The organism is Streptomyces sp. NPDC090106, from assembly GCF_044747265.1.
GTDB lineage: Bacteria > Actinomycetota > Actinomycetes > Streptomycetales > Streptomycetaceae > Streptomyces.
Genome location: NZ_JBIVDS010000003.1, coordinates 24,156 through 37,609 on the forward strand (window position 1 = coordinate 24,156; position 13,454 = coordinate 37,609).

Here is a 13,454-nt window from a genome sequence, read left to right on the forward strand (position 1 = left end):
GGGGAACGAGGCGTCACGGACCAGGTTCCGGTGCCGGGCGCCTGTTGGTGTGTGGCGTCCGGCACCGGAACCATCCGTGGTGCTCCCCGCGACCCATGATGGACGGCCCGAGCGGCCTCGTGCATTGCCGGATCCCGGCAGCGTTGGTGTGTCCCTGCTTGCCTGTCTGCCCGTCTGTCTGCCCGCGTGGCAGCGCAGTTGGCTGGTGGAGCCGCGCCAGGGGCTCACAGGGTGAGCGTGAACCAGGTCGTCTTGCCGTCGTCGGTGGGACGTACGCCCCAGCTGGAGGCCAGGGAACGGACCAGGAGCAGGCCCCGGCCGGACTCGTCGTCCTCGGCCGCCAGGCGGGGTTCGGGCAGGTGCGGATTGCGGTCGCTGACCTCGACGGTCAGGTCGGTGGCGGTGCGCCTCAGATGCAGATCCAGGGGGCCCGCGGCGTGCTGCACGGCGTTGGTGAGGGTCTCCGACAGCAGCAGCATCGCCTCGTCGGCGGAGGCGGTGCAGTCCCAGGCGATGAGCGCCTTGTGCAGGAAGGCCCGCCCCTCGGGCACCGACGCCGGGACGGCGGGCAGTTCCATGGCCTGGATGGCGAGCGGCGCCGCCGGGAGCTGGGCGAGGAGGAGGGTGACGTCGTCGTCGTGGCTGTCGGCGTCGGTGAGGAGCCCGGCCAGGACGTGCTCGGCCGCCGCCTCCAGACAGGGCGTGTCGGTGAAGAACCTGTCGAGCACGGAGGTCAGTTCGCAGACCCGCTCCTCGATGTCGCTGCCGGGCGTCTCGATCAGGCCGTCCGTGTACAGGACGAGCGTCGCGCCGGGCGGGAGCTTCGTACTGGACTGCTCGTGCAGGATGTCCCCCACGCCCAGGGGCGCGTTGACCGGTATGGGCAGACGGTGGACCCCCTCGCCGGGGGTGGCGACGAGGACCGGCAGATGGCCGGCGGAGCACGCGGTCACGGTTCCGGTGTCCGGGGCGATGACCAGGTAGCAGCACGTGACGAGCTGGTCGGGGACGTCGAGGTCCGCGACGCAGCTGTCCAGGGCCTGCATCAACTGGCGCGGCTGCATACCGATCTTGGCCAGCGCGTGCGCCGCCGACCTCAACTGGCCCATCACGGCGGCGGCTTCGAGCCCCCGGCCCATCACGTCACCGATGAGCACACCGACCCGTCCCGCGCCCAGCGGGATCAGGTCGAACCAGTCGCCGCCCACGCCGGCGCCCTGGGTGGCGGGCCGGTAGCGGCTGGCGGTGGTGAGGCCGGGGACGGGCGGCGGCGTGCCCATGAGGCTGCGTTGCAGGGTGAGCGCGACGTGCCGCTGCTGCTCGTAGAGCGTCTTGAGCTCGGCCTCCGCGCGCTTGCGGTCACTGATGTCCCGGACGATGGCGCACGCGCCGACGACCAGGCCGTCCGTGTCCCGGGTGGGCCACAGGGTGACGTCGACGTCGAGCATGGTGTGCGCCTTGGTCACCCGCAGCGTCTCGAAGTGCTCGACCTTCTCCCCGTGGCGGAGACGTTCCAGCAGGGCGTCGATCTCCTCGCGCCGCTCGGGCGGGGCGAGGTACGACATGTGCCGGCCGATGATCTCCTCCGCGGTGTACCCGTACAGGGACTGGGCCGCCGCGTTCCAGTAGGTGATGTAGCCGTCGAGGGTCTTGGCGAGGATCGCGTCCTGGGAGGACTCGACGAGCGCGGCGAGATGGTTGATGCGGGCCTCGGCGGCCTTGCGGTCGCTGACGTCGCGCACCGCCGCGGACACCAGTAGCCCGTCGGAGGTCTCCATGGGGCTGAGGCTGATCTCGACGGGGAACTCGGTGCCGTCCTTGCGCAGCCCGTGCAGTTCCAGTCCGGCGCCCATGGGCCGCAGCTGACGGTTGGCGGCGTAGCCGCTGCGGTGCCGGGTGTGATGGCCGCGGAACCGGTGCGGGATCAGCAACTCGACCGGGCGGCCCAGCAGTTCCGCGCGCGGATAGCCGAAGAGGGTCTCGGTCTGGGCGTTGACGAGCCGGATGGTCCCCGTGTCGTCGACGATGACCATGGCGTCCGGAGCCGCTTCGAGCAGTCCCCGGAACCGTTCCTCGGCCACTCCCGGCTCGCCCGGCCGCGCCTGCGCACCGCAGCCGCACGGTTCCTGGCCCAGAGGCGACGGCGTCGTAGGAACAGACGTCGGTTCGCCGAAGTCGCCCATGAGGACCTCCCACTGCGCCGGTCACGGAGACGCGGACCATCTCAGCGCTCCCGAATCGGCGATGCCCTCACATGTCACATACTGTGCGCCCCCTGCCCGAACCTGTCGCCCCGGCGACCTGTCCCGTTCCGCCGAAGACGCCGAAACGTCCCTGTCGAGCGCGGCCGGCGACCCCTCCTTCGTCCGGGGCCCGCTGCACGGACAGGGCTGGTGGCGTCCGTACGGAGCAGCGTCCGTACGGAGCAGCGTCCGCCGTCGCGCTGCGCGGTTTCGCGGAATACGGGGTATCCGGGTCGTGGATGTATCCGAGCGGGACGGGACGTGAAGGGGCCGGAACAGTGGACTGGGGTCGGTTCGCGGAGCAGATGGCGTCGATGGCGCGTGATCTGCTGGCACAGGATTCAGTGGGCGGGACACTGGAGCGGATCACCGCTTCGGCCGTCGAACTCGTCGAGGGCTGCGACGCGGCGGGCGTCCTCACGCTGCGCGGAAGGAAGGTGGAGTCCCTCGCTCCCACGCACCAGCTCGTGAGCGACAGCGACCGGCTGCAGGGACAGCTGGGGGAGGGCCCGTGCTTCGACGCCGCCAGCAACCCGCACGTCGAGCGGATCCTGCGGATCGCGGACCTCACCGGTGAGCAGAAGCGCTGGCCCGCGTACGCCCCGCAGGCCCGCAAGCTCGGAGTGGGCAGCATGATGGGCTTCCTGCTGTACACCGAGGACGAGGATCTCGGCGCCCTCAACCTCTACGCCCACGAACCCGGCGCCTTCACCACGACCAGCGAGACGGCCGGCTGGCTGCTGGCCTCGCACGCCGCGGTGGCCTTCTCGGCCGCCCGCACCCAGGCCCAGATGGAGGCGGCCGTGGCCACGCGCCACACCATCGGCGAAGCCATGGGCATCCTGATGGGGGCCCACCGCCTCACCGAGGAGCAGGCCTTCGACGTCCTGCGCCGGTACTCCCAGCAGGAGAACATCAAGCTCCACGAGGTCGCCCGCCGCGTCTGCGAGCAGGGAACCCTCTGACGCGCGTCCCGCCTCAGGCCTGGGGGACGGCCTCGGTACCGTCGATCATCCGGTCGAGGTAGTCGTGGGCCACGCGCAGGGCGTGTGCGATCTCCTGCGTCCCGGTGGACACGCAGAGGGTGTAGGCCAGGTCCTGTGCGCGCGGGGCGAGCAGGGCGTCGTCGTCGACGCCCGTCCCGGTCGCGCTGAGTGCCTCGTACTCCTTGAGGAGCCTGCGCAGGGTGGCGGGAAGCGGCATGAGCATCGGAGGGTCTCCTCGGATCCGTGGCGTCGCACGCCATCACTGGAGGGCGCCGGCACCTGGGTGAATTTCCGCTGGGCGCGCGCCTCCGCTCCGAAGCACGAAACTCCGGATGCCCTTGATAGGGGACCGCAAACCGGGTGTGTCCCGAGGCGTCCCCGCACCCCGCCTTAATGTCCCCATGGGTCAGATGTCCCATGGGGACATCTGGGTGTATCGTCGAAGACATGACCGAGGACCGGCGACAGCGCAAGGCACGACAGACCAGGAACGCCATGGCCGTCGCGGCGGTCGACCTCATCCTGGAACGCGGCCTCGCACAGACCACCGTCGAGGCGATCTCCGAGCGCGCGGACGTCACCCGCCGCACCTTCAGCCGGCACTTCACCGGCAAGGAGGACGCGGCACTGGACTTCGTGCGCGGCGACGGCGACCGCATCAACGCCCTGCTGCGGGACCGCCCCCCGGCCGAGCCTCCCCTGCTGGCCTACCGGCGCGCCGTGCGCGCCTGGCTCGCCGACGAAGAGGACCCGGCCCGCCATCTGCGCCCCAAGATGCGCGCGCTGTTGGCGCTGGTCGACCGCGAGCCCGCCCTCTTCGCCGCGTACGAACGCATCCGCGTCGACGCCCAGGAGGACTCGATCAGCATCCTCGCCGAACGACTCGGCACCGACGACGTGCGGGACCTGCGCCCCGCCGTCGTCGTGGACGCCGCCGCCGGCGTCCTCACCGCGGCGCTGCGCCTGTGGGCGCGCCGTGCCGCCGATCCCGACTCGGGAGCCGCAGACCTCGCCGCCCTGGTGGAACAGGCCTACGACGCCCTGATCTCGGAGGCCGCGTCCGCGGCCCCCGACAGCACCTCCGAAGAGTGAGAGCACGATGAGCACCACCGAAAACGCGACCGAGACCACGTCCGACTACGCCACCGAGTTCGCCGGGCGGACCGCCCTCGTCACCGGCGCCGCCTCCGGCATCGGTCTCGCCACCGCCCGCCGTCTGGGCGCGGGCGGCGCCAACGTCGTCATCGCCGACTACAACGCCGAGGGCGCCGAGCAGGCCGCCGCCGCACTGCGCGCCGAGGGCATCAAGGCCTCCGCCGTCGAGCTGGACGTCACCCGCCCCGAGTCCGTCGAAGCGGCCGTCGCCTTCGCCGTCGAGACCTACGGCGGCCTCGACCTGGCCGTGAACAACGCCGGCATCGGCGGCCCGAGCGCCCCGACGGGCGAGTACGACATCGCCGCCTACGACCGTGTCGTGCGCACCAACCTCGACGGCGTCTTCTACTCCCTGCGCCACGAGCTCCCCGCCATCGAGGCCACGGGCCGCGGCGGCGCGATCGTCAACGTCGCCTCCATCCTCGGCTCGGTCGGCTTCGCGGGCTCCTCCGCGTACGTGGCCGCCAAGCACGGCGTGGTCGGCCTGACCAAGACCACCGCCGCCGAGTACGCCGCGAAGGGCATCCGCGTCAACGCGGTCGGCCCCGGCTTCATCGAGACCCCCCTGCTCAAGGGCATGGACAAGGCCGCCTACGACGGGCTGGTCGGCCTTCACCCGGCTGCCCGGCTGGGCTTGCCCGAGGAGGTCGCCGAGCTGATCGTCTTCCTGTTGTCCCCGCGTGCCTCGTTCGTGGTCGGCAGCTACCACCTGGTCGACGGCGCGTACACCGCTGTCTGACCGCGCACCACAGACCACTCAGAGAGGAGTTCGGTCATGAAGGCACTCCAGTACCGCACCATCGGCGCGCCGCCCGAGGTCGTCACCGTCCCCGACCCCGAGCCCGGCCCCGGCCAGGTCCTGTTGAAGGTCACCGCCGCCGGTGTGTGCCACTCCGACATCGCCGTGATGAGCTGGCCCGCCGAAGGGTTCCCCTACGAGCTGCCGCTCACCCTCGGGCACGAGGGCGTCGGCACCGTCGCCGCGCTCGGCGCGGGCGTCAGCGGGGTCCAAGAGGGCGACTCGGTCGCCGTGTACGGGCCGTGGGGCTGCGGGAACTGCGCCAAGTGCGCCGAGGGCAAGGAGAACTACTGCCTGCGCGCCGACGAGCTGGGCATCCGCCCGCCCGGACTCGGCGCGCCGGGTGCGATGGCGGAGTACCTCCTCGTCGACGACCCGCGTCACCTGGTCCCCCTCGACGGGCTCGACCCGGTCGCCGCGGTGCCGCTGACGGACGCCGGTCTCACCCCGTACCACGCGATCAAGCGGTCGCTGCCCAAGCTGGTCCCGGGCTCGACGGCCGTGGTCATCGGCGCGGGCGGCCTCGGCCACGTCGCCATCCAGCTGCTGCGCGCCCTGACGCCGGCCCGGGTGATCGCCCTCGACGTCGGCGAGGACAAGCTGCGCCTCGCCCGTGAGGTCGGCGCGCACGAGGCGGTCCTGTCGGACGCCGGTGCCGCGGACGCGGTGCGCGCGCTGACCGGCGGGCTGGGCGCGGAGGCGGTGTTCGACTTCGTCGGCGCCGAGCCGACCGTGCGCACCGCCGGTGCCGTGGCCGCCGTCGAGGCCGACGTGACCATCGTGGGCATCGGCGGCGGGACCCTGCCCGTCGGGTTCGGGCATCTGCCGTTCGAGGTGTCCGTCACCGCGCCCTACTGGGGCAGCCGCGGCGAACTCATCGAGGTGCTCGGCCTGGCCCGCGCGGGCGCGGTGTCGGTGCACACCGAGACGTTCTCCCTCGACGAGGCACCGCTCGCCTACGAGCGTCTGCACGCCGGAAAGATCAACGGCCGCGCGGTGATCCTGCCCCACGGCTGACCCGCCCCGGCCCACCCGAAGGCGACGGCGCCACCGACGACACGGTGGCGCCGTCGCCTTCACACATACGCCGGCCTGCGGCTCGAGCCCCGTACGGCGACCGCTAGCCTCACCGCATGTCTCTCACTCTTGACGATCTGGTCGGGTACGGCGAGCGGGGTCTGGACGCCGACCTGGCGCGGTGGTTCCCCGACGAGCCGAAGGTCGACTTCCCGGAGCCGGTCCGCCCGGTCGAGCCGTTCCTCTCCAAGCTGTCGCCCGAGGCCGCGACAGCGCTGGCCGGCTTCGACCGCCGGGTCCGCTCAGGGGCGTTGCCCGGAGGCTTTCTCGACATCCACGACTGGTCGTACGGCTTCGACTTCGAGGCCAACGGCTGCCAGGTCCTCGACTCCGACTACGAGACGGAGCTCCCCGCCGACGACGTGTGGTCCCTCGGCGCGGACGGAGGCGGCAACTACTACGTCGTGCTCCCCAACGGCCGGATCGCGGTCTGGTTCCACGAGGAGGAGGTCATAGAGGCGGACACCCAGTTCGACAACCTCGACGTCTTCCTGTGGTCGGTGGTCCGCTACCGCGCGGTGCGCGCGGGCGTCCTCCCACTGGCGGAGGTCGAGGCCGACTTCCACGCCCTCGGCCAGCCCGGAGTCCTGGCGGAGGGAACCGGCCTCCTCGCGTCCCTGTCCTGACCTCTCATCCCCCGCGGAGCCCTGAAGCGATGCGATCCGAAGGCGACATGACCGGCAACGGCCTGCGCCGACTGCTCAACGAATGGGATCCGATCGGCGTCGGCGACGAGGTGCCGGACGAGTACGACTGCATGCTCACGCCCCTGCTCGAACGGCTCCGACGCGGCGCCCCCGAAGCGGAGATCGCGGACTTCCTGTGCCGCGAGCTGGGCGACCACTTCGGGCTCGACCCTGTGCTGTCCCGGCCCGAGGCGATGGCCGCCCGGGTGATCGCCTGGTGGCATACGGCGAAGGAGGCCGAGGGAACTCGGAGCCGGGGCGGGTGACGGCATGCGGCGGGGCGGGATCCTCGTCCGTGCTGCCGTCACCGCTCCGGTTCAGTCCGCGCGGTGGACCACGTGGCCGCCGGTCACGGTGAGCCGGACCGGTGCCTGGGCGACCTCGTCGGCCGGTGCCTCCACGACGTCCACGCCGAGGGCGGTGAGGTCGGCCCGGTAGCCCGGCGCGATCCGCCCCGCGACGTCGCTCTCCCCGGCGGCGACGGCGGCGTGGGAGGTGCAGCCCTCCAGGGCCTGGAGCCCGGTCAGGCCTGCACGGGCCGACGCCGCGCCGCGCGGGGCGAGGGCGGTGGCGAGGACCGCGCGGGCGTCGTACCCGGCGATGGGCCAGTCCGAGCCGAGCGCCACGACGGCGCCGGCGTCCCGCAGGTCCCGCAGCCGCCAGGCCCGCCCGGCGCGCGTGCCGCCGAGCCGCACCGACCACTCGTCGGTGCGGTCCGCCCGGGTGTACTCGGTGTGCGGGGGCTGCATGGAGGCGATGACACCGAGCCGCGCGAACCGGGCGAGCGTGTCGTCCGGCACCGACTCGACGTGCTCGACGCGGTGCGTGAGCCGGGCGTCGGGACCGAGCGCCTCGACGGTGTCCAGGACGTGCCGCACGGCCGCGTCCCCGATGGCGTGGGTCGCGGTGCGCACCCCCGCCCGGTGCAGTCGCGTGACGGCGGCGCTGTAGGCCCGCGGGTCGGGCCAGAAGGCGTCCGTGCCCTGGCCGTGGCAGTCGGGGTGCTCCAGCCAGGCGGTGCCGCCCTCGACGGTGCCGTCCATGAAGAACTTCACGCCGCCGACCCGCCAGTGCCGCCCCGCGCGGCTCTGCAGTTCGACGAGCGCGTCGACGGCCCGCTCGTCGTCGCCGGGCATGCACCAGGGGGCGAACCGCAGCCGCAGCGGCAGGACCTGCTCCTCGGCGACGGCGGTCACCAGCTCCAGGTCCCCGGCGTCCATGACATGGGCGCCGGTCAGCCCGGTCGCGGCCATGCGGGTCAGCAGCTCCACCAGCCGTGCCCGCCGGTCCTCGTGGGAGGGGCGGGGCATGACCGCGACGACGAGGTCCATCGCCGCGTGCTCGACGAGATGGCCGGTGAGCCGTCCGTCGGCGTCGGTCGCCAGGTGCGAGCGCTGCGTGAACGTGCGCGGGCCGGTGATCCCGGCGGCGGTGAGCGCGGGCCCGGTGGCGAGGGCGGAGTGGCCGTCGTACAGGCGCAGGAACGCCGGTGCGCCGGGCAGCGCGTCCTCGATGAGGGCGCGGTCGACGGGGCGCCCGCCGAAGGCGTTGTGGTCGAGGCCGTACCCCACGACCCAGCCGTCGGTGCGGGGACCCGCGACGAGCGCGGCGCGCAGCCCGTCGAGGTCGGTCACCCCCGACAGGTCGATGCCGGTCGCCATCTCCAGCCCCCACACCGGGTGACTGTGCCCGTCGGTGAGCCCCGGCACGAGATGGGCCCCGCCCAGGTCCACCACCTCGGTGTCCGCGCCGCGCCAGTCCCGTACGTCGTGCTCCTCGCCGACAGCGGCGATCAGCCCGTCGCGGACGGCGACGGCGGAGGCGTACGGGCGGTGCGGGTCGAGGGTGCGGATCCGGGCGCCGGTGACGACGAGTTCGGCGGTGGGCATGTGCGGGACTCCTTGGAGTGCTTCTCTGCGGCTTCTTCGCGGTGCGGGGTGTCGGGGGAGAGGGTCAGGCGGCGGCCGGGTTCCCTTCCGGTTCGGCCGCCAGCCCGGCGTAGACCTCGGGACGGCGGCGGCGCAGCCAGGCGGCGAGCGCCAGACCGGCGAGGAAGACGACCGGGACGACGACCGCGAGGACGGTGTTCACGGTGGTCGTGGCGCCCGTGAAGAGGTCGAGGTGGGTCAGGACCAGCACGATCGCGGTGCTCAGCAGGAGCGCGGAGGTCACGGGCGCCACCACCGTGCGCAGCACGCCCTCCCGGTGCGTGAACCGGCGGAAGTACAGGGGCACCGCGAGCGCGGCGAGCAGTTGCAGGGCCAGCAGCGCCAGCATCCCGGGCGTGTTGACGTACAGCAGGAGCTGCGCGTAGGGGTCGGCGCCGGCCGCGGCGAACGCGAGGACGACGACCGCCCCCAGCACGGTCTGCGCGATACCGGCGACATAGGGCGAACCGTGCCGGGGATGCACGCGGGCCAGCGCCCTGGGCAGGACGCCCTCCTCGGAGAGGGCCAGCGCGTAGCGGTTGATGGCGTTGTGGAAGGCCAGCAGGGACGCCAGGACGCTGGTGACGATGAGGACGTGCATCACGTCGGCCGCCCACGCCCCGACGTAGGTGGTGATGGCGGAGAAGAACAGCCCGGCGGTGTCGCCGCCCGCCGCCGCGATCACCTTGTCGTCGCCGAACGCCTGGATCGCCGTCCAGACGATGAACGCGTAGAACAGGCCGAGGAACCCGACCGCCAGATAGGTCGCGCGCGGCACCGTGCGCTCGGGGTCGCGGGCCTCGCGGCGGTAGATGACGGTCGACTCGAAGCCGGTGAACGCGGCGAAGGCGAAGGCCAGCACGGCGGCGGTGCCGGGCACGAAGACGTTGCCGGGCGTGAAGGAGGCCAGGGACAGGCCGTCGGCGCCGCCCTTGATCAGCACTCCGGCGGCCAGCAGCACCAGGATGCCGGTCTCGGCGACGAGCAGGACGCCGAGGAGCTTGGCCCCGAAGTCGATCGACCGGTAGCCGCCGTAGCCGATGACCAGCAGCCCGGCCAGGGAGACCGGCAGCCACGGGACGTCCGTGCCGAACAGGGAGCCCGCGGTGTCGTGGGTGGCGCTGCCGAGCAGGCCGTAGACGCCGATCTCCATGCCGTTGTAGCCGACCAGGGCGAGCAGGGCGGCGCCGATGCCGACGGCCGGGCCCATGCCGCGGGTGATGTACGCGTAGAAGGCGCCGCCGTTGCGGACGTAGCGGCTCATCGTGGTGAACCCGACGGCGAACACGGCGAGCGTGATGCCGGCGAGCAGGTAGCCCACCGGCGCGCCGATCCCGCCGAGGAGGATCGCCAGGGGCGCCACGCCCGCCATGACGGTCAGCGGCGCGGCGGCGGAGACGACGAAGAAGGCGATGTCGGCGGTGCCGAGCGAGCCGGAGCGCAGCGCGGGTGCCGCGGAGGCGGGCGACGCGTCGGCGGGGGACTGGGGAGGAGAACCGGTGGCAGGCACGGGCAAGCCCTTCAGCTGCGGGAAAGGGGAGGGATGCCGGGCGTGGGGGTGGTCCGACGGCGGTAAATCTAAAGGCTTTCGGTTTCCGCAATGTAACCTCCGGTCCAGACACTTGAAAAGACCCATGAGGGGGAGCACGCGACATGGGACGGCCCCACAAGCCCCTGTTGGACCGGGAGCGCATCACCGCCACGGCGCTCGAACTCGTCGACGAGCGCGGCGACTTCAGCGTCCCGCAGATCGCCCGTCGGCTCGGTGTGCAGACCGGCTCGGTGTACCACCATGTGGACGGGCGGGACGGCATCGTGGAACTGCTGCGGGAGCGGGTGGCCGAGGCCATCGACGTCACCGCCCTCGACGCCCGCCCCTGGGATGCCGCGCTGGAGGCGTGGGCCCGCTCCTACCGGGCGGCCTTCGCGGCGCATCCGCGGGCCATCCCGCTGCTCATGACCAACCCGGTGCGGGCGCCGCGGGTCCTGGAGCAGTACGAGCGCGCCGTCACCCTGCTGGGCGAGGCCGGGTTCCCCGCGCCCGCCGTGATGCCGGCCCTGGTCGCCCTGGAGAACGTCGTCCTGGGTTCCGCCCTCGACCTCGCCGCCCCCGAGGCCATGTGGGAGGTCGCCGACGCGGCCGCGACACCGCGGCTGGTGGAGGCGCTGGAGGCGGCGGGCGACCACCGCGCGGACCGTGCGTTCGACCTGGCCCTGGAAGGCTTCCTCGTGCATCTGCGGGAGCGGCTGACGGCGTACACGGGGGCCTGAGGCGGGCGGCTCGGCCGCGGGGCGGGAGATCTCCGGCCGGGAGGGGGCGGGCCCCGTCTACCCGGTCGTGGTGACTTCATGTCCCGCTTTGTCGTGCCTCGGGGCGTCCGGACGGCGGGTCCGCCGCTGCCGGCGGGCGGCGTTCCCGCTGGTGGGGCATATGCCCGAGCGGGCGGAGCGGGGGTGGTTGTGGGGCTTCGAGACGTTTGCCACACCCCTAGGCCGCCGAGGTCGGGGTACCCGGTCGAGATGCGAAGACTGAACACCGACCGACACTTGCCGTTTGACAACTATAGTCAGCAGGCAACAAAGTAGCGATGTCGCACGCGCGTGGGGAAGGATCTTGAATGGGCCGGATCCCGCAGCGGATCGCTCAGGCTGTCCTGCTGTCGGACGTCCCGGCGGCGTCGTGCATCTGCAGGGCCGCTGCCGCGCAGAACGCGTCCAGCCCTTCCATCAGCGCGGTGCGCTTGGCGGCGGGCATCTGGTCGAGGACGGCGCGCAGCGCCTGCTCCCTGCGGGCGCGCAGGTCGACGAGGAAGGCGCGCCCCCGGCTGCTGAGGTGCAGCCGGACCTCGCGCCGGTTGGCCGGACTCACCACGCGTTCCACGAAGCCCGCGGCCTGGAGCCGGTCGCACAGACGGCTGGTCGAGGGCGGCGTGGAGGCGAGGTGGTCGGCGAGCGTGCGCAGGTTGATGCCGTCGTTGTGTTCGAGCACGAACAGCACACGCAGCTGGGACGCGGAAGCGGGGGCGGTCGAGGCACGGCCCCACAGCACTTCCAGCAGCTCGCCGGCCGTGGAGGTCATACGGGCGACCTCATCGGGCTCCGGGCGGGGGCGGAAGGCAGTCACAGTCACACTTTCGCAGGCTCTGGGATGTCCGTCAGCGTACTAGGTGAGCGGTCGGGTCATTGAGGCATTGAGCGATGGCCGCGGACGGGACGGGTGTTCAGCCGTCCCGGGGAGTCCGTGGCCCCCGTCAAGAGATAGGTGTGTTTTCCATCGTGAACAGATTCCTGGCCGCTGAGCGCGCGCTGCGCACGGCGGTGCCCCATGCGTTGCTCGACGCCCTCCGCGCCGCACTGGTCGAGCAGTACGGTGCGGAGGACGTCGAGCTCTTCATGGCCGACTACGGGATGACGGTGCTCCAGCCGGTGTCGGTTCCGCCGCACGAACTGGAGCCCCTGTCGCTGTACAACAGCCCGGCCGGCCGGACCTTCGGTTCGCAGCGGCCCTACCGCGAGGAGCTGCGGGAGGGCCGGACGCGGCTGCATCTGCCGGTCAGCGTCCGCGGCGACCGCGTCGGCGTGCTGTCGGTGACGTTCGGCGGGGACGGGGTCTCGCGGGAGCGCGAGTCCGAACTCCTGGAGATCGCCGACGTGCTGGGGCGCGAGGTGGTCGTGGCCGAGCGCGACACCGACCTCTACCTCCAGGCGCGCCGCAAGGACCGGCTGACCCTGGCCGCGGAGATGCAGTGGCAGCTGCTGCCCGGCTGCGGCTGCACCCGCCCGGAGTACGACCTGGGCGCCCAACTGGAGCCCGCCTACGCCATATTCGGTGACAACTTCGACTGGGCGGCCACCGCCGACCGGCTGACGCTGTACGTCACCAACGGCATGGGTGAGGGCATAGAGGCCGCCCTGCTCACCAACCTCGCCATCAACGCCCTGCGCAACGCCCGGCGGGCCGGCATCCCCATCGCCGACCAGGCCGCCCTGGCGGACCAGGCCGTGTACGCGCACTACCAGGGGCGCTGCTATCTGTCCGTCCTGATGTTCGACTTCGACCTGGCCACCGGGCGGGCCCTCGTCGTCGACGCGGGCTCCCCTCAGCTGCTGCGGCTGCGCGGCGGCACCGTGGAGCGCATCGCCTTCGACGCCCAGCTCCCGCTGGGCATGTTCGAGGAGACCGACTACGTGGCGCAGCGGTTCCAGGTGGAGTCCGGCGACCGGCTGGTCTTCGTCAGCGACGGCGTGCACGCCGTGGCCTCGCCCAAGGGGGAGGCGTACGGGGAGGCGGCGCTGGCCCGGGCCATCCACTCCACGCGCCTGCTCCCGGCGGCGGAGGTGCCGCGCGCGATCCTGCGCGAGCTGACCGGACACCGCGGCGAGACGGCGGCGGACGACGACGCCCTCATCGTCTGTCTGGACTGGCGCGGGCGGACGCCGGAGCAGGGAGCCGCCGAACTGCCGTTGTGATGATCGCGTGTTGTGCGCCCCGCGCCCCCGCGATAACGTTTGCCGTGCGGCAATAATTGCCTGATGGCCTGCCGCACGGTCGGCCGCAGGAGCGCTCGACAGGAAGAAGA

Annotated in this window: 13 protein-coding genes; 8 read left to right on the forward strand and 5 right to left on the reverse strand. The window is 72.5% G+C overall.

What is annotated here, in order from left to right:
* Positions 1-224: 224 nt before the first annotated feature.
* Entirely contained in the window at positions 225-2,183 is a 1,959-nt protein-coding gene (locus ACIPSE_RS10045) for a PAS domain S-box protein (protein WP_401659859.1), read from the reverse strand.
* Between the two features lie 338 nt (positions 2,184-2,521).
* Here ACIPSE_RS10045 and ACIPSE_RS10050 point away from each other — a divergent pair, with 338 nt between their 5' ends.
* Positions 2,522-3,208, forward strand: coding sequence for a GAF and ANTAR domain-containing protein (locus ACIPSE_RS10050; RefSeq protein WP_401659862.1), 687 nt, complete (start codon positions 2,522-2,524; stop codon positions 3,206-3,208).
* Between the two features lie 13 nt (positions 3,209-3,221).
* Here the strand turns inward: ACIPSE_RS10050 and ACIPSE_RS10055 are convergent, their stop codons facing one another.
* Positions 3,222-3,452: a DUF5133 domain-containing protein gene (locus ACIPSE_RS10055; RefSeq protein WP_401659865.1), complete on the reverse strand. Its 231-nt coding sequence runs from the start codon at positions 3,450-3,452 to the stop codon at positions 3,222-3,224.
* A 224-nt stretch (positions 3,453-3,676) separates the two neighbouring features.
* Between ACIPSE_RS10055 and ACIPSE_RS10060 the strand changes: the two genes are divergently transcribed.
* The 5 genes from ACIPSE_RS10060 (at position 3,677) to ACIPSE_RS10080 (ending at position 7,212) form a co-directional block, all read left to right on the forward strand.
* Positions 3,677-4,321, forward strand: a complete 645-nt coding sequence (locus ACIPSE_RS10060) for a TetR/AcrR family transcriptional regulator (RefSeq protein ID WP_401659868.1) — start codon at positions 3,677-3,679, stop codon at positions 4,319-4,321.
* Between the two features lie 7 nt (positions 4,322-4,328).
* Complete coding sequence (locus ACIPSE_RS10065; protein ID WP_401659871.1) at positions 4,329-5,123, forward strand: SDR family NAD(P)-dependent oxidoreductase; 795 nt, start codon at positions 4,329-4,331, stop codon at positions 5,121-5,123.
* Positions 5,124-5,159: 36 nt separating this feature from the next.
* A complete protein-coding gene (locus tag ACIPSE_RS10070) occupies positions 5,160-6,200 on the forward strand; it encodes an NAD(P)-dependent alcohol dehydrogenase (RefSeq protein WP_401659873.1) in 1,041 nt (346 codons plus the stop codon).
* 116 nt (positions 6,201-6,316) lie between these two features.
* Positions 6,317-6,886, forward strand: coding sequence for a hypothetical protein (locus ACIPSE_RS10075; protein ID WP_401659875.1), 570 nt, complete (start codon positions 6,317-6,319; stop codon positions 6,884-6,886).
* A gap of 29 nt (positions 6,887-6,915) precedes the next feature.
* Positions 6,916-7,212, forward strand: a complete 297-nt coding sequence (locus ACIPSE_RS10080; protein WP_401659877.1) for a hypothetical protein — start codon at positions 6,916-6,918, stop codon at positions 7,210-7,212.
* 51 nt (positions 7,213-7,263) lie between these two features.
* Here the strand turns inward: ACIPSE_RS10080 and ACIPSE_RS10085 are convergent, their stop codons facing one another.
* Complete coding sequence (locus ACIPSE_RS10085; RefSeq protein WP_401659880.1) at positions 7,264-8,835, reverse strand: amidohydrolase; 1,572 nt, start codon at positions 8,833-8,835, stop codon at positions 7,264-7,266.
* A gap of 64 nt (positions 8,836-8,899) precedes the next feature.
* Positions 8,900-10,384, reverse strand: a complete 1,485-nt coding sequence (locus ACIPSE_RS10090) for an APC family permease (RefSeq protein WP_401659883.1) — start codon at positions 10,382-10,384, stop codon at positions 8,900-8,902.
* A gap of 143 nt (positions 10,385-10,527) precedes the next feature.
* Between ACIPSE_RS10090 and ACIPSE_RS10095 the strand changes: the two genes are divergently transcribed.
* Positions 10,528-11,145, forward strand: coding sequence for a TetR/AcrR family transcriptional regulator (locus tag ACIPSE_RS10095; protein WP_401659886.1), 618 nt, complete (start codon positions 10,528-10,530; stop codon positions 11,143-11,145).
* Positions 11,146-11,518: 373 nt separating this feature from the next.
* On the opposite strand, the gene ACIPSE_RS10100 is transcribed toward ACIPSE_RS10095, so the two are convergent.
* Positions 11,519-11,953, reverse strand: coding sequence for a MarR family winged helix-turn-helix transcriptional regulator (locus ACIPSE_RS10100; RefSeq protein WP_401659890.1), 435 nt, complete (start codon positions 11,951-11,953; stop codon positions 11,519-11,521).
* A 197-nt stretch (positions 11,954-12,150) separates the two neighbouring features.
* Here ACIPSE_RS10100 and ACIPSE_RS10105 point away from each other — a divergent pair, with 197 nt between their 5' ends.
* On the forward strand, positions 12,151-13,344 hold the full coding sequence (locus ACIPSE_RS10105) for a PP2C family protein-serine/threonine phosphatase (protein WP_401659892.1): 1,194 nt from the start codon (positions 12,151-12,153) through the stop codon (positions 13,342-13,344).
* The last annotated feature ends 110 nt before the right edge of the window (positions 13,345-13,454 follow it).